Genomic DNA, 15584 nt, shown 5'->3' on the forward strand with positions numbered 1-15584 from the left:
CCGGGTAAACGGCTGTCGCGCGGACGTTGCGAAACCCCCGGCGGACGCTGGCGGGGGTGAGTCGGCGGGGCTCGGCCAGTCGTTCCCAGGGGCGGCGGAGGTCCTCGGCGAGGCGCGGGCAAGACGGAGCTGGGTGTGGGCGGCGATGAGCAGCCAGCTCTACAGGTCGGCGGTGTCCGCCGTGTGGCGGACCTTCGGGGCCGTCCAGCCGAGGGGCTGCTTCATCAGCCGGAACGTGTGCTCCAGGTCGAAGCGGCGGAGGAACGACTGCCACCAGCGGTCCACGTCCACGGGGCCGGCAGCGGTGGCCGAGTACCACGGCCAGACCGGTTTCGGGTCGCGGTCACCAGGTAGGCGGTCACCTGTAACTGCACCAACGTGCCGTGCAGGATGATCAGTTCATCCTCGGCGTGCTCCAGCCAGGGGCCGAGGTGGGTGAGCCTGGGGTGCATCCGGTCCCAGGCCACCGTCTCGCCTTGCCGTAGCGGGCGGTGTCCGTGGCCGTGGTGACCCCGGGCTGTTGCCACGTGTCGGGCTTGGCGAAGGTCAGGACGCCGTCGTGCCGGCGCGGGCGTCCGCCCTTCGGCCCGCAGCGGGTGGGGCCCAGGTCGCGGAGCATGACGCGGTCCGAGCAAATGCGTCCGACCAGCACGAGAGGCAGGTCGGCCAGGGGGGTGGGAGAGGCTCGGGGACTTGTCGGGGACCACACGGTGTTCGCCATCGCCTCCGAGGTGCCTTTCGGTGAACGAACAGCGCGAGCTGTCTACCGTCTGACGTGCAGCGATGGTTATCGTCGGGCGACTGGGGGTCAAGGGGTCGCAGGTTCGGATCCTGTCGTCCCGACAGTAGTTGGAAAGACCGTTGGTCGGGAGAAATCCCAGGGCGGCGGCCTTTTGCATGGGTGGGTCATTGGTGCCCGTGCCGTCTGTGTCGGGCCTCCGGCGATCTTGCGGGGGACCAGTGGGCGGAGGCTCGTCAGGGAGGGGGGCAGTGTGCGGGGTGGGGGAGGCTCGGGACCGTGCGGTTTCGCAGGTGTGCCTGTGCGGTTCGTCGAGGGCTGCGGGCGGCGGCAAGGCGAGCTGACCGTGTGCCTCGTACCGGCGTGGTGGTGTTACTGCGGGGTGAGGCGGCGGTTGAGGAAGTCCAGGTAGGGGGTGCCGTAGGCGTCCGAGAGGTCGTCGAGGTCGATCATCGGCGGGATGTCGTTCACGGGCTGGTGCTCGATGAGGAAAGTCACCGTCTCGTGGACGATCCGGGTTTCGTCGACGCCGGTGATCTGGGGCAGGTCGAGGACGCCGTCGGTGACCCGGATCCGGGTCTCGGCCTCGGCGGCGCCCTCGCGGACCCGGACCAGGTGCTCGTGGTCACCCAGGGGCTCGATCTGGATCTCAACTCCCATGACGGTCTCTGCCTTTCCGTTCCACGTGTTCCGGGCCGTGAGGCCTCGACTGTGTGGATGCTAACGCCTGGTCGGCGTGGCGATGGTGTCAGCTGCTCGCGTGCTCGTCCGGCGCGTCGGGGGTCAGGACTCCAGGTACCGCAGGACTGCCAGGATCCGTCGGCTGTAGCCGGTGGTGTGGCTCAGTTCCAGCTTGTCGAAGACGGTGTTGAGGTTCTTCTCCACGGAACTCAGGGAGATGTGCAGCTTCTGCGCGATGGCCGCGTTGGTGTGCCCCTGGGCCAGCGCCTCCAGCACGGTGCGTTCGCGCGGGGTGAGCCTGGCGAGGGGATCGCCGTGCGTGGTGCGGACGACCAGTCGTCGGACGACCTCCGGGTCGATCGCCGCCCCGCCCGCGTGGACGCGTTCCAGTGCGTCGAGGAACTCCTCGACCTGGGCCACCCGGTCCTTGAGCAGGTAGCCGACCCGCTCCGCGTTGGAGGCCAGCAGCTTGGCCGCGTAGGTGCGCTCGACGTGCTGTGAGAGCACCAGCACGCCCACCTTCGGCCAGCGGTCGCGGATCTCCACGGCGGCCCGCAGCCCCTCGTCGGTGTGGGTCGGGGGCATCCGGATGTCGAGGACGACGACGTCCGGCTGCTGCGCCTCGACCGCCTGGAGGAGTGTCACCGCGTCGCCGAAGGCGGCCAGGACCTCGTGGCCCTCCTCGACGAGCAGCCGGACCAGGCCCTCCCGCAGCAGGGTCGAGTCCTCGGCGAGGATCACGCGCATGGGATCTCCGCAGTGATGGTGGTCGGTCCCCCGAGGGGGCTGTGGACGTGCAGGACGCCGTCCAGCGCGGCCACCCGGCCGCGCAGTCCGGTCAGTCCGCTGCCGGCCGGGTCCGCGCACCCCGTGCCGTTGTCCTCGACCCGGACCGTCAGCAGGGTGCCGCTGAGCGCCACCCGCACCGAGATGGCCGAAGCCGAGGAGTGCTTGGCGGCGTTGGTCACGGACTCGGACACCACGAAGTAGGCGGCCGTCTCCACGGGCTTGGGCAGCGCCGCGCCGACCTGGAACTCCGTCCGCAGCGGGATGCCGCACCGCTCGGCCACCCCGCCCAGCGCCTCCTCAAGGCCGAGGCTGTCGAGCACCGAGGGGTAGACCCGCCAGGCCACCTCGCGCAGTTCGGTCAGCACGCCCCGGGACTCCTCGTGGGCCTGGAGCAGCAGCGCGCCGGCCTGCTCGGGGTCGCGGCCCCGGCGGGCCCGGCCCAGCAGCACGGCCAGCGCCACCAGGCGCTGCTGGACGCCGTCGTGCAGATCGCGTTCGATGCGCCGGCGCTCGGCGTCCACGGCCTGGACCACCGCGGCCCGGCTGGTGGAGAGTTCGTCGACCCTCCGTTGGAGCAGCTCCCGCTCGGAGGGGCCGAAGCACTCGCGGGCGATCCGGGTGTCCAGGGCCGCCAGCGAGTGCAGGCCCTGCAGGTCGAGGAAGAGCAGGACGCCGCCCAGCAGTGCCTGGATGAGGAGCTGGTCCCACGTGAGCGTGTCCCGGGCCGCCCCGACGACCACCAGCCCGGCCAGGACGGCCCCGAAACCCAGCAGTCCGATGACGACGGCGCAGAGCAGCCCCGTGTAGCAGCGGACCGCCAGGTAGCGCAGGAGCTTCTGGTCGGACGCCTTGTAGTGCTCGGGGAAGCGGTCGCCGAAGAAGGCGGAGCGCCGCCTCCGCTCCAGAGCGGTCAGTCGGCGGGCCCCGGCCATCAGAACCTCCAGGGCGCCCGGTCGGCTGCGCGGCCGGAGCAGGAAGGGGCCGAGGACCGCGCCGACGGCGAGGAGGTACAGCGCGCCGAGCAGGGCGGTCAGGCAGCCGATCAGCACCCCCAGGCTGCGCCGCGGCCGGGAGCGGGCCGGTGTGGCGGTCTCGTCCCCAGCGGCGCCGTGATCACCCGGAAGTTCCGTCGGGTGGTGGGATGCGGCGCCTGCTGGATCAACTCGCACGAGGTCGGAGCCTAGTGCGGCCGCGCAACCCGGGCAAGATCGCCCGGACGCCGCGGCGGCCCGGGCCGTGCGGTCGGGTGGCCGACCACGGTCTCGACGCCGGCGCGGGTCTCGACGCCGGCGTGGTTCTCGACGCCGGCGCGGGTCTCCAGCGCGTCCAACTGGTCGTCAAGGTGCTTACGGGAAACCGCAGGATCACTCGGCGGTTGACCGCATGGTGGCGGCCGTTTCCGCCTCCTAGCGTGAACGGCATGATCGCAACGTTGGCTTCCGCGCCGCTCTCCATCGCCTCCGCCGAGCCCGTGGGCGGCATCGCCGGATGGGCCGTCGATGTCATGACCACCCTCGGCGCCATGGGTGCGGGCCTGACCAACCTGGTCGACACCGTCCTGCCGTTCATTCCCAGCGAGATCGTCCTTCCGGTCGCCGGATTCGCCGCCGGGCAGGGCAGGTTGAGCCTGCCCGCCGTCATCGTCTGGACCACGGTCGGCTCCGTCGTCGGCTCCTGGATCGTGTATGCCGCGGGCGCCCTCCTGGGCCGCGACAGGACCCGCGCACTCGCCGCCCGCGTCCCGTTCATCAGTGCGCACGAGATCGACCGGGCCGACGCGTGGTTCGAGCGGCACGGCCGCAAGGCCGTGCTGATCGCCCGGATGGTGCCGGTGGTACGCAGCCTCATCTCCGTACCGGCCGGGATCCAGCGCATGTCACCGGTGGCCTTCACCGTCATGACCGCCGCCGGCAGCCTGGTGTGGAACACCGTGTTCGTGCTGTCGGGGTACTGGTTGGGCGACAACTGGCGGCTGGTCGAGGAGTACGGGGGCTGGGTGTCGAAGGGGGTGGTGGCGGTGGCGCTCCTGGCCGTCGGCCGCTGGTTCCTGGTGCGCAGGCGTCGTCGGCCGAGTGCCCGGCACCGTGGATGAGGCTGTTCGGCTCACAGGCCGGGGGCCTGTGAGCCGTTCAGGTACCAGAGGGGCGCGGCGTACCAGATCAGGGCGATCGCGGTGACGAGGGCGCCGCCGGACAGGGGGAGTGCCCAGCCGGGCCAGCGGCGGTGTCGGACCACGATGACCTTGGCGACGAAGGCCCCGTAGAGGAAGCAGGCGGTGAGCGAGTGCAGCGCGACGCGGGTGGGGGCGAACTGGACGCCGTAGGCGGTGATGCAGTGCCGGGCGATGGGCAGGGAGAGGAGGAAGGCGGCCAGGCCGATGAGGCGGTGCGTGGTGTGGACCGCGTGCGGTGCGGCTCGCAGGGCGGGCAGGCGGCCGTAGATCCACAGGGCGAGGAGCAGCTGGATCAGTGCCAGCCCGAGGAGTGCGGAGCCCAGTTGGGCCTTCAGCAGGCTCGCGTCGCTGCCGCGGTTTCCGAAGAGGCTGGTCTCGTAGTTGGGGGTGTGCACCCGGCCGTACCAGAAGAGGCCGGCCATCACCACGACCGGCAGGAGCATCCACAGGGCGTCGAAGGGCTGTTGGAGTTCCGCGGGGTGGGCCGGGTGGGCGGGGTCCTCCACGTGATCGGCGGCCTCCGCTCCCGATCTCGACGAGACGTCGAACACCTGCCAGACCGCGAGGACGAGCAGGGTGAGCGCCTCGGCGATGAGGCTGATCAGGGCCTGCGGGGCGGGCTGCAGGCCCTGCTCGGAGAACCCGAACACTCCGATGGTGCGGGATGCGGCGAACCCGACGAGTGCGCCGATCGCGATTCCGGCGGCGGCGATCCGCAGGATCAGGGGCGCCGCCAGCAGGAGGAGCGCGGCCACCGCGAAGGCGGCGCTGGCCTGCAGCAGGAACATCGAGCCGATGACGTGGATGAAGCGGTAGCCGTCGATGTAGAGCTGGGCGTGGATGTACCCGCTCGCCGCCAGTGTGGCGGCGAGCAGCAGGCGTAGTGCGAGGGCGGGCAGGCTCCGGGTGCTCATGCGAGTTTCTCGTCCTTGACGGCCAGTGCGTGGCTGCCCTGCGAGTAGTTGACGGTGCGGATGCCGAGTGCGTCCTTGAGGCGTCCGGCGGGCAGCACCTGCGGGGTGGGGCTGGGGCCCTCGCCGGGTTTGGGGAACGGGTAGCAGGTGGAGGCCGCGGCGTGGAAGGTGATGTTGCCCTCGGTCTTGGTGAACAGCTGATGGACGTGCCCGTTGAGGCACGTGACCGAGGAGAAGCGGCGCAGCATCGACAGGATCTGTACCGCGTCGTCGGTGCCCCAGCCCCAGGTCGGGTACATCGCGAACAGTGGGATGTGACTGAAGACGACGATGGGGGTGTCCGACGACAGGCCGGCGAGGTCCTTGCGCACGAAGTCGATCTGGTCGTTGCCCAGGTGGCCGAGCTGCTCCAGGTGCAGCGTGTTGACCAGCGCGATGAAGTGCACACCGTGGGTGTCGAAGCTGTACCAGCCGTCGCCGAGGGTGTTCTTGCCGAAGGCCTGCCGGTAGGCGATCGGCCCGTTGTCCCCGATCGAGTCGTGCTCGCCCGGCACGGTGAAGACCCGGTCCGTGTCCAGCTGCGTCAGCATCTGCTTGACCTGGTCGAACTGGGCGGGGGTGGACAGGTGGGTCATGTCGCCGCTGTGCATGACGAAGTCGGGCCGGAACCCGAGGGAGTTGACCTGGTCGATCGCCGCGGCGAACGTCGCGGTGACGTCCGTGTTGGCCGGGCCCTGGAAGCCGATGTGGCTGTCGGAGATCTGCACGAACCGCAGGTCCGTGCTGCTCGCGGGGGGCGGAGCCGCCGAACCGGGGATGTGGCTGATCACCTCTCCCGCGGTGACGGTCAGGATCACGGCGCCGCCGAACCAGGCGGAGTGGCGGGCGAGTTGACGGCGCGTCATGCCGTGCTCGCCGACGCCGTTGGAGTCGCGAATGTCATCGGTCACGGGGTCACCACCACGGTCGCGGTCATGAAGGGGTGAATGCTGCAGTAGTAGGCGTAGGTGCCGGGGGTGGTGAACGTGTAGCTGTAGGTGTCGTTGGTGGCGAGGGCCGCCGACTGCAGCGGTCCGTTCGATCCCTGCTTGCTGGTGACGGTGTGGGCGTCGGGGTCGGTGTTGGTCCAGGTCACCTTCGTGCCGACCTTGACCGTCAGTTCGGCCGGGGAGAACGCGAAGTTCTTGATCGACACCGCGTTGGCGGTCGCGGGGGCGGAGGCCGGACTGCTGGTGGGTGAGGCCGGACTGCCGGCGGGTGAGGCCGGGGACGTGCCGGGTGGTGGGGTGGCCGTCACCGTGTCGCCGGTTCCGGTGGCGCCGGGAAGTCCCGGCAGGGTCTGGCCGGCCCCGGGGCTCAGCGCGGTGGCGGGTTCGGGGTGTGACGATCCGCCGCACGCGCTGAGCAGTCCGAGTGCTCCGGCGACGGCGGCGACGACGGCGGCGAGGGCGGTCAGGCGCGCCGTACGGGACCGCCGGAGCGGAGGGGAGGAGCTCGCATTCATGATCATCGTTCCTTCTGCGCGCCCCCGGTCGCACGGGCGGGTGCGGTCCAGGACCGGCCCGGGATCGGTCTTCTCGGGCAGGTGGACGACCGCGTTGCACCCGCCGGGGGATGTGGGAGAGGGTGCAACCCGGCGGGTTACGCTATGTGATCAGATGGTGTGTTCCGTGTAGCGAAACGAATTCCACGGCGGAGTCCTGTCGTTTCACCCTGGCGGCGGGCGTCGGCAGGCGGTGACAGCCGTCGTCCGGCCCGCCCCTGAGCCGGGCCCCGCCGGCGCCTCTCAGCTGCCGAGTCCGGCCGCGCGGGCCATGTGGGTGGCGTACCACGCCGGCCAGTCCGGATCCGCGTGGCCGAGCGCGACTTCGTACGTGCCGTGGGCGAGCGCCGCGTCGCGCAGCGCCGATTCGAGCTCGGCGGCCGAGCGGTGGACCACGTGGTCGATCCGGCCGGGGCGCCGGGTGGTGACCTCCTGCAGGACGAAGGTGTTGCCGTCCGGGTCGGCGAACGACGCGAAGGAGCCGTACGACAGCCGTGCCGGGTGCGGGCCGGCGACCCGTTCGGCGGTGCCGGCGTGGTGGAAGACCCCGCCGGCGTCGTGGAAGACCTCGCTGACCTCGACTCCGGCGGCCGCCAACTCGGCGCGGGCCGCGACGACGTCGTCCACGATCAGGTGCACACCGTGCTCGGAGCCCGGTGCCGCGTCGGTCACGCCACTGCCGATGACGAGCGACGCGGCCGAGCCGGGCGGGGTCAGGTGCACGATCCGGAAGCCGCCGGGGCCGGAGAAGTCGACGTCCTCGCGGAACCCGATCCGTGTGTAGAAGTCCTTGGCCCGGTCCACGTCCGAGACCGGGACGACCATGACCTCGATCTTGAATTCCACTTCGTCAGCTCCTTCGCCGTGGTGGAAGCCGGTCGGCGTCCACCGATCACGATCCCGGGACCGCGGGCCCGTCGAGCCGGTGCCGAACCCTGGCCGGTACCCGGGCCGGGGCGACCGGTGTCCGGCACCGGTGGTCCGACAGGAGGGTGCGGGTGCCTGGTCGCCGGTCTGAACTGGCTTGGAATTGACGGGAATCGACTGCGGTGTTCAGGTGGCGGAGGTAGTGTTCCCGCGAAGATTGCCGTAGCTGAAGAGAGTGGAAGAGGGCGTCGCCGCCGTGTCTCCAGAGCCTCACCGCAGCAGCATCCCCGGCGGGTCCGCAGAGGAGCGACCGGCCTCCCCGGACCTCGCGCAGAGTTTCGGTGCCAATGCGTGGCTGGTCGAAGACCTGCACCAGCGCTACCGACAGGATCCGAACTCGGTCGACCAGTCATGGCGGGAGTTCTTCGCCGACCACGAGCCGGGTGCGCAGGGTCCGAGCGCCGATCCGTCGGCCGTACCGGCCGCTCCGAAGGCTGTGGTGATTCCCGCTCCGGCCGCGCCGCCGGCGCCCGTGACCGCCCCGGAGAAGGGTGCTGCGGAGGGCTTCGAGCTGGTCCAGTTGCGCGGCCCGGCGAAGGCCGTGGCCACCAACATGGACGCCTCGCTGGAGGTGCCGACGGCGACGTCGGTGCGTGCCGTTCCGGCGAAGCTGTTGATCGACAACCGCATCGTCATCAACAACCACCTGCAGCGCGCCCGTGGTGGCAAGGTCTCCTTCACCCACCTGATCGGCTACGCCCTGGTCCAGGCCATCAAGGCCGCCCCGGGCATGAACTACAGCTACAAGGTGGAGGACGGCAAGGCCTTCCTGGTCAAGCCGGAGCACGTCAACCTCGGCCTGGCCATCGACCTGGTCAAGCCCAACGGCGACCGCCAGCTCGTCGTCGCGGCCATCAAGAAGGCCGAGACGCTCGACTTCTTCGGTTTCTGGCAGGCCTACGAGGACATCGTGCGCCGGGCCCGCGCCAACAAGCTGACCATGGACGACTTCACCGGCGTCACGGTCTCGCTGACCAACCCCGGCGGCATCGGCACCGTGCACTCCGTGCCGCGCCTGATGCAGAACCAGGGCACCATCGTCGGCGTCGGCGCCATGGAGTACCCGGCCGAGTTCCAGGGCTCCGCCCCGGAGACCCTCTCCCGCCTGGGCGTCTCCAAGATCATGACGCTGACCTCGACCTACGACCACCGCGTCATCCAGGGCGCGGCCTCCGGCGAGTTCCTGCGCGAGATCCACCGCCTCCTCCTCGGCGAGAACGGCTTCTACGACGAGATCTTCGAGTCGCTGCGGATCCCGTACGAGCCCGTCCGCTGGGCCACCGACGTCGCCACCACCCACGACGACGAGGTCAACAAGACCGCCCGCGTCATGGAGCTCATCCACTCCTACCGGGTCCGCGGCCACCTCATGGCCGACACCGACCCGCTGGAGTACAAGCAGCGCAAGCACCCCGACCTCGACGTCGTCCAGCACGGCCTCACCCTGTGGGACCTGGAACGCGAGTTCGCCGTCGGCGGCTTCGGCGGCCAGAAGATGATGAAGCTCCGCGACATCCTCGGCCTGCTGCGCAACACCTACTGCCGCACCGTCGGCATCGAGTACATGCACATCCAGGACCCCAAGCAGCGCAAGTGGCTGCAGGAGCGCCTGGAGAAGCCGTACGCCAAGCCCGAGCGCGAGGAGCAGCTGCGCATCCTGCGCCGCCTGAACTCCGCCGAGGCCTTCGAGACCTTCCTCCAGACCAAGTACGTCGGCCAGAAGCGCTTCTCGCTGGAGGGCGGTGAGTCGCTGATCGCCCTGCTGGACGCGACCATCGACTCCGCCGCCGAGCACCGCCTGGACGAGGCCGTCATCGGCATGGCCCACCGCGGCCGTCTGAACGTGCTGGCCAACATCGTCGGCAAGCCGTACGGCAAGATCTTCGGCGAGTTCGAGGGCAACCTCGACCCGAAGTCGATGCACGGCTCCGGCGACGTCAAGTACCACCTGGGCGCCGAGGGCACCTTCACCGGCCTGGACGGGGAGACCGTCAAGGTCTCGCTGGTCGCCAACCCCTCCCACCTGGAGACGGTGGATCCGGTGGTCGAGGGCATCGCCCGCGCCAAGCAGGACATCCTGGACCAGGGCGGCACGACCTTCCCGGTGCTGCCGATCCAGATCCACGGTGACGCGGCCTTCGCCGGCCAGGGCGTCGTCGCGGAGACCCTGAACATGTCGCAGCTGCGCGGCTACCGCACCGGCGGCACCGTGCACGTCGTGGTGAACAACCAGGTCGGCTTCACCGCCGCCCCGGCGGCCTCGCGTTCCTCGATGTACTGCACCGACGTGGCCCGCATGATCGAGGCCCCGATCTTCCACGTGAACGGCGACGACCCGGAGGCCGTGGTCCGCGTCGCGCGCCTCGCCTTCGAGTTCCGTCAGACGTTCCACAAGGACGTCGTGATCGACCTCATCTGCTACCGCCGCCGCGGTCACAACGAGGCCGACAACCCGTCGTTCACCCAGCCGCTGATGTACGACCTGATCGACAAGAAGCGTTCGGTGCGCAAGCTGTACACCGAGGGCCTGATCGGTCGCGGCGACATCACCATGGAAGAGGCGGAGCAGGCGCTCCAGGACTTCCAGGGGCAGCTGGAGAAGGTCTTCGCCGAGGTCCGCGACGCGGCCCAGGCGCCGGCCGACGCCACCGCCGGCAAGCCGGTCGCCGACTTCCCGGTCTCCATCCAGACGGGCATCTCCCAGGAGATGGTCAAGCGGATCGCCGCCTCGCAGGTCAACCTGCCGGACTGGCTGACCGTCCACCCGCGCCTGCTGCCGCAGTTGCAGCGCCGCGCCGCCTCGGTCGAGGACAACACCATCGACTGGGCGATGGGCAAGGCTGTACACCGAGGGCCTGATCGGTCGCGGCGACATCACCATGGAGGAGGCGGAGCAGGCGCTCCAGGACTTCCAGGGGCAGTTGGAGAAGGTCTTCGCCGAGGTCCGTGAGGCCACCACCGCCCCGGCGCCGGCGGAGACGGGCCGTCCGGTGGCGGACTTCCCGGTGTCCGTCCAGACCGGTATCTCCGCCGACATGGTCAAGCGGATCGCGGCCTCGCAGGTCAACCTGCCGGAGTGGCTGACCGTCCACCCGCGGCTGCTGCCGCAGTTGCAGCGGCGGGTCGCGTCGGTGGGGGAGAACTCCATCGACTGGGCGATGGGTGAGACCCTCGCCATCGGCTCGCTGCTCATGGAGGGCCACCCGGTCCGCCTGGCCGGCCAGGACAGCCGCCGCGGCACCTTCGGCCAGCGGCACGCCGTCCTGATCGACCGCAAGACGGGCGAGGACTACACCCCGCTGCAGTACCTCACCGAGGACCAGGCCCGCTACACCGTCTACGACAGCCTGCTGTCGGAGTACGCGGCCATGGGCTTCGAGTACGGCTACTCGCTGACCCGCCCGAACTCGCTGGTCATGTGGGAGGCGCAGTTCGGCGACTTCGTCAACGGCGCCCAGACCATGGTGGACGAGTACATCGCCTCCGCCGAGCAGAAGTGGGGCCAGCACTCCGGCGTCACCCTGCTCCTGCCGCACGGCTACGAGGGCCAGGGACCGGACCACTCCTCCGCCCGCCCGGAGCGCTTCCTCCAGCTCTGCGCCCAGAACAACATGACGGTCGCCATGCCGACCCTCCCGTCGAACTACTTCCACCTGCTCCGCTGGCAGGCCCACAACCCGCACCACAAGCCGCTCGTCGTCTTCACCCCGAAGTCGATGCTGCGCCTGAAGGCCGCGGCCAGTTCGGCCGAGGAGTTCCTCTCCGGCTCCTTCCGCCCGGTCATCGGCGACAGCACCGTCGACCCGGCCCAGGTCCGCAAGGTGGTCATCACCGCCGGCAAGTTCTACTACGACCTGGAGGCCGCCCGCACCGAGCGCGGCGTCACCGACACCGCGATCGTCCGGGTCGAGCGGCTCTACCCGCTGCCCGTGGCCGAGCTCCAGGAGGAGCTGGCCCGCTACGGCGACAACGTCCAGTTCGTCTGGGCCCAGGAGGAGCCGGCCAACCAGGGCGCCTGGCCGTTCATCGCGATGAACCTGGTCGACCACCTGCAGGTCGTCATCGGCCGCAGCGGCGGCGACGCCCGTCTGCGCCGGGTCGCCCGCACGGCGGCCTCGTCCCCCGCGGTCGGCTCGGCCAAGCGCCACGCCGCCGAGCAGCAGGCGCTGATCGAGGAGGTCTTCGCGCTCTGACGCGCCGAGGCCCCGCACCGCTGGAACCCGCGGCCCCCGTACTCCCGTCCAGGGAGGCCGGGGGCCGCGGGCCTTCCGTCGTACGACCCCGCCGTCGCCGGCCGACGCGACGACGGCCGACCGGCCCGGTCTATCCTGACCGGGTCAATCCCCATCGGACCGGAGCGAACCGTGTACTTCACCGACCGAGGCATCGAGGAGCTGCAGAACCGGCGCGGCGAGGAGGAGGTCACCTTCGAGTGGCTGGCCGAGCGCCTGCGCGAGTTCGTCGACCTCAACCCGGACTTCGAGATCCCGGTCGAGCGGCTGGCCACCTGGCTGGCCCGGCTCGACGACGAGGACGACGAGTGACCCGGTGACGGCCGTCGAGGGGCCCGGGAGGCAACCGCCTCCCGGGCCCCTCGCGCGTCCCGTAGGGGGCGGATCGGGGTCCCGTCCGGGCCGTCTCAGGGCCGGAACCGCTTGCTTTTCCCAGCACGCGATATATCGTCTTTAAAAGAGAACGCGATACATCGCGATCGACAACGGGAGGCGGCAGGCATGAGCCAGTGGACGGTCGACGGTCCCGAGAGGATCACCTTCGAGGACGCGGTCCGCGCGCTGCACGTGCGCATCATCGACGGCACGGTCAACGTGGTCGCGGCCGAGGGCCCGGCCCGGCTGGAGGTCACCGAGCTCAGCGGCGAGCCGCTGCACGTGACCCTGGTCGACGGCGTCCTGACCGTCACCTACAAGGACATCAACAGCTGGGGCGAGTTCGGCGACCGGATCAAGTCGATCGGCTCGGTCCGCAACTTCTTCGACTCCTTCAAGCGCAAGCGCTCCGCCGGGGTCACCCTGACCGTCCCGTCCGGCACCGAGGTCAAGGTCGGCACCGTCTCGGCCGACGCCACCGTCACCGGCATCGACGGGCACGTCTCGGTGCAGAGCGCCAGCGGCGACGCCACCCTGGCCGGGCTGACCGGCCGGATCGACGCCAGTACCGTCACCGGCGACGTGGACGCCCAGGCGGTGGGCGGCCAGCTCAAGGTCAACACCGTCTCCGGGCAGCTCACCGTGATCGCCGGCACCGCCGACCGGGTCCAGGCCAACACCGTCACCGGCGCCGTCACCCTGGACCTCGACGTGGCCGGGGAGACCGACGTCAAGGTCAACACGGTCAGCGGCCCGGTCGTGGTCCGCATCCCCTCGCTGGCGGACGCCACCGTCCACGCCGGCTCCACCAGCGGCGACGTCTCCAGCACCTTCGACCAGCTCGAAATGAGCAGCACCTGGGGCGCCAAGAAGATCTCCGGCCGGCTGGGCGAGGGCCGCGGCAGCCTCAACGTCACCACGGTCTCCGGCGCGGTCACCGTGCTGCACCGCCCCGAGTCGGACGAGGACGGCCAGGTGGTGGTCAAGGAGCTCCCGGCCGCCCCGGACTTCGACAAGCCCACCGGTCCCGACCTCACCAAGGAGGCCTGAGATGAGCCCCGTGTTCGGCCACGGACGGCTCCGGCTCTACCTGCTGAAGCTGCTGGACGAAGCCCCGCGGCACGGCTACGAGGTGATCCGGCTGCTGGAGGAGCGCTTCCAGGGCCTGTACGCGCCCTCCGCAGGCACGGTCTACCCGCGGCTGGCCAAGCTGGAGCAGGAGGGCCTGGTCAGCCACAGCACCGAGGGCGGCCGCAAGGTCTACCGGCTCACCGACGCCGGGCGGGTCGAACTCCAGGCCCGCCAGGCCGAGTTGGACGAGCTGGAGCTGGAGATCCACGAGTCCGTGGCGCAGCTGGCCGGGGCGATCCGGGAGGACGTCCGGGACAGCGCCAAGGACCTGCGCGAGGAGCTGTGGCAGGCCGCCAAGCAGGCCCCCCGGCCGGACCGCACCGAGGGCGGCGGCGGTGACCCGTGGGCCGGGCCCTGGGGCGACAACGAGTCCTGGCAGCGCGCCAAGGACGAGTTCGCCGAGTTCAAGCGGCAGGCCAAGGAGCAGGCCAAGCGCGCCCGGGAGCAGGAGAAGGCCGCCAAGGCCAAGGCGAAGGCCGCCGAGGAGGAGGCCCGCCGGCTGCGCGAGCAGGCCAAGGCCTCCCGCACCGCCGCGCAGCAGGAGGCGCTGCGGATCAAGCGCCGGGTCGAGCAGCAGGTGCGCGAGCACGCGGCCAAGGGCGACTGGCCGACCGGGCTGGCCGAGGGCCTGTCCGAGCTGACCAGGGGCCTGGCCGGGCTGGCCGACGCGGCCCGCTGGGGTCACCCGGCCGAGGCCCCGGAGGAGGCCCCGCCGGCGGCTCCGCAGGAGCGGGTCACGGTGACCCGGATCGACCTGGACAAGGACGACGACCAGGACAACGGCGGTGCCGGGGGCCGGGCCGGGGCCACCGCCCCCGCCGACCTGCCGCCGTGGACGCACACCGACCCGGCCGGGGAGCCGACCCGCGAGCTGGAGCGGCTGCTCGACCGCTTCCGCGACCAGGTCCGCGACGCCGCCCGGGACGGCGGGGTGAGCGCCGACAAGCTGGCCGAGGCCCGCTCGGTGCTGGGCTCGGCCGGTGAGCGGCTGAAGCGGCTGCTCGGCTGACCGCACGGCTGCGGCCCGGCGTCCTCCTCGGAGCGGCGCCGGGCCGCCGCACGTCGGGCGTCAGGGCGTCAGGGCGTCAGGGCGTCAGGGCGTCAGGGCGTCAGGGCGTCAGCACGACCTTGCCGAACACCTCGCCCTTGGCGAGCCGGGCGAAGCCGTCCCGGGCCTCGGACAGCGGCAGCACCGAGTCGATCACCGGCCGGACGCCGGTGTTGGCGCACAGCGCCAGCAGCCCGGCCAGCTCCTCCTTGGTGCCCATGGTCGAGCCGACCACCTTGAGCTCCAGGAAGAAGATCCGGTTCAGCTCGGTGGCACTCGGGTTGGGGCCGGAGGTGGCGCCGGAGATGACGATGGTGCCGCCCGGGCGCAGCGCCTTCACCGAGTGCGACCAGGTCGCGGCGCCGACCGTCTCCATCACCGCGTCCACCCGCTCGGGCAGCCGGGCTCCGCTCTCGAAGGCCGCGTCCGCGCCGAGCTCGACCGCCCGGTGGCGCTTGGCCTCGTCCCGGCCGGTGACCCAGACCCGCAGGCCGGCCGCCTTGCCGAGGACGATCAGCGCGGTCGCCACGCCGCCGCCGGCCCCCTGCACCAGGACGGTGTCCCCGGGCTTCACCCCGGCGTTGGTGAACAGCATCCGGTACGCCGTCAGCCAGGCCGTGGGCAGGCAGGCGGCCTCCTCGAAGCTCAGCTCGGGGGGCTTGGGCAACAGGTTCCAGGTGGGCACGGCCACCTGCTGGGCGAAGGCACCCTGGTAGCGCTCGGTCAGGATGGACCGGGGCTCCCTCGGGCCGACCCCGTGGCCGGTCTGGCCGATCACCGAGTGGACGACCACCTCGTTGCCGTCCTCGTCGACCCCTGCGGCGTCGCATCCGAGGATCATCGGCAGCCTCTCGGCGGGCAGGCCGACCCCCCGCAGCGACCACAGGTCGTGGTGGTTGAGGCTGGCGGCCCGGACCGTGACCACGCTCCATCCGGGGCGGGCCTGCGGCTCGGGGAGTTCGCCCAACTCCAGCCCGCTGAGCGGGTCGTCGGCGTCGATACGTGCGGCGTAGGCAGCAAACATGACCCGGA

14 protein-coding genes and 2 pseudogenes are annotated in these 15584 nt (G+C 71.1%); 6 read left to right on the plus strand and 10 right to left on the minus strand.

Going from position 1 to position 15584, the window contains the following annotated elements; translation table 11 throughout:
- Positions 1-159 precede the first annotated feature (159 nt).
- From RZ50_RS30290 to RZ50_RS04070, 5 genes are all read right to left on the minus strand, one after another.
- Positions 160-291, minus strand: a complete 132-nt coding sequence (locus RZ50_RS30290) for a hypothetical protein (RefSeq protein WP_256463660.1) — start codon at positions 289-291, stop codon at positions 160-162.
- Positions 292-394: 103 nt separating this feature from the next.
- Complete coding sequence (locus tag RZ50_RS30295) at positions 395-721, minus strand: transposase (RefSeq protein WP_374199866.1); 327 nt, start codon at positions 719-721, stop codon at positions 395-397.
- Between the two features lie 390 nt (positions 722-1111).
- Entirely contained in the window at positions 1112-1399 is a 288-nt protein-coding gene (locus tag RZ50_RS04060; protein WP_196951871.1) for a hypothetical protein, read from the minus strand.
- Between the two features lie 123 nt (positions 1400-1522).
- The gene (locus RZ50_RS04065; RefSeq protein ID WP_196951872.1) at positions 1523-2167 is read right to left on the minus strand and encodes a response regulator transcription factor; all 645 of its coding nucleotides are present in this window, start codon (positions 2165-2167) and stop codon (positions 1523-1525) included.
- Positions 2158-3258 (minus strand): histidine kinase, encoded by a 1101-nt coding sequence (locus RZ50_RS04070; RefSeq protein ID WP_308271346.1) that lies wholly within the window; start codon positions 3256-3258, stop codon positions 2158-2160. The genes RZ50_RS04065 and RZ50_RS04070 overlap by 10 nt, the downstream gene beginning before the upstream one ends.
- A 371-nt stretch (positions 3259-3629) precedes the next feature.
- On the opposite strand from RZ50_RS04070, the gene RZ50_RS04075 reads away from it, so the two are divergent.
- A complete protein-coding gene (locus tag RZ50_RS04075) occupies positions 3630-4301 on the plus strand; it encodes a DedA family protein (RefSeq protein WP_196951874.1) in 672 nt (223 codons plus the stop codon).
- An 11-nt stretch (positions 4302-4312) separates the two neighbouring features.
- Here RZ50_RS04075 and RZ50_RS28840 read toward each other — a convergent pair whose 3' ends face one another.
- The 4 genes from RZ50_RS28840 to RZ50_RS04095 all read right to left on the minus strand — a co-directional run bounded on the left by RZ50_RS28840 (position 4313) and on the right by RZ50_RS04095 (position 7685).
- Positions 4313-5296, minus strand: a complete 984-nt coding sequence (locus tag RZ50_RS28840) for a DUF6529 family protein (protein ID WP_254801974.1) — start codon at positions 5294-5296, stop codon at positions 4313-4315.
- Positions 5293-6246 (minus strand): metallophosphoesterase, encoded by a 954-nt coding sequence (locus RZ50_RS04085; RefSeq protein WP_308271349.1) that lies wholly within the window; start codon positions 6244-6246, stop codon positions 5293-5295. The genes RZ50_RS28840 and RZ50_RS04085 overlap by 4 nt, the downstream gene beginning before the upstream one ends.
- Positions 6243-6800, minus strand: a complete 558-nt coding sequence (locus RZ50_RS04090) for a plastocyanin/azurin family copper-binding protein (RefSeq protein ID WP_196951875.1) — start codon at positions 6798-6800, stop codon at positions 6243-6245. Before RZ50_RS04090 ends, RZ50_RS04085 begins: the two co-directional genes overlap by 4 nt.
- Before the next feature lie 282 nt (positions 6801-7082).
- Positions 7083-7685, minus strand: a complete 603-nt coding sequence (locus RZ50_RS04095; RefSeq protein WP_196951876.1) for a VOC family protein — start codon at positions 7683-7685, stop codon at positions 7083-7085.
- Positions 7686-7962: 277 nt separating this feature from the next.
- On the opposite strand from RZ50_RS04095, the pseudogene RZ50_RS04100 reads away from it, so the two are divergent.
- The 5 genes and pseudogenes from RZ50_RS04100 to RZ50_RS04120 all read left to right on the plus strand — a co-directional run.
- Positions 7963-10578 (plus strand): annotated as a pseudogene (locus RZ50_RS04100) (multifunctional oxoglutarate decarboxylase/oxoglutarate dehydrogenase thiamine pyrophosphate-binding subunit/dihydrolipoyllysine-residue succinyltransferase subunit); the annotation flags it as partial.
- Between the two features lie 28 nt (positions 10579-10606).
- Positions 10607-11959: pseudogene (gene kgd, locus RZ50_RS04105) on the plus strand (multifunctional oxoglutarate decarboxylase/oxoglutarate dehydrogenase thiamine pyrophosphate-binding subunit/dihydrolipoyllysine-residue succinyltransferase subunit); the annotation flags it as partial.
- Between the two features lie 171 nt (positions 11960-12130).
- Complete coding sequence (locus RZ50_RS04110; protein ID WP_196950834.1) at positions 12131-12310, plus strand: DUF6104 family protein; 180 nt, start codon at positions 12131-12133, stop codon at positions 12308-12310.
- Positions 12311-12499: 189 nt separating this feature from the next.
- Complete coding sequence (locus RZ50_RS04115; protein ID WP_196950835.1) at positions 12500-13423, plus strand: DUF4097 family beta strand repeat-containing protein; 924 nt, start codon at positions 12500-12502, stop codon at positions 13421-13423.
- A 1-nt stretch (position 13424) separates the two neighbouring features.
- A complete protein-coding gene (locus RZ50_RS04120; RefSeq protein WP_196950836.1) occupies positions 13425-14513 on the plus strand; it encodes a helix-turn-helix transcriptional regulator in 1089 nt (362 codons plus the stop codon).
- 100 nt (positions 14514-14613) lie between these two features.
- On the opposite strand, the gene RZ50_RS04125 is transcribed toward RZ50_RS04120, so the two are convergent.
- Positions 14614-15576, minus strand: coding sequence for a zinc-binding dehydrogenase (locus RZ50_RS04125; RefSeq protein ID WP_196950837.1), 963 nt, complete (start codon positions 15574-15576; stop codon positions 14614-14616).
- Positions 15577-15584 lie beyond the last annotated feature (8 nt).

Origin of the sequence: Kitasatospora sp. SUK 42 (genome assembly GCF_015776785.2) — a bacterium.
Classification (GTDB): Bacteria; Actinomycetota; Actinomycetes; order Streptomycetales; family Streptomycetaceae; genus Kitasatospora.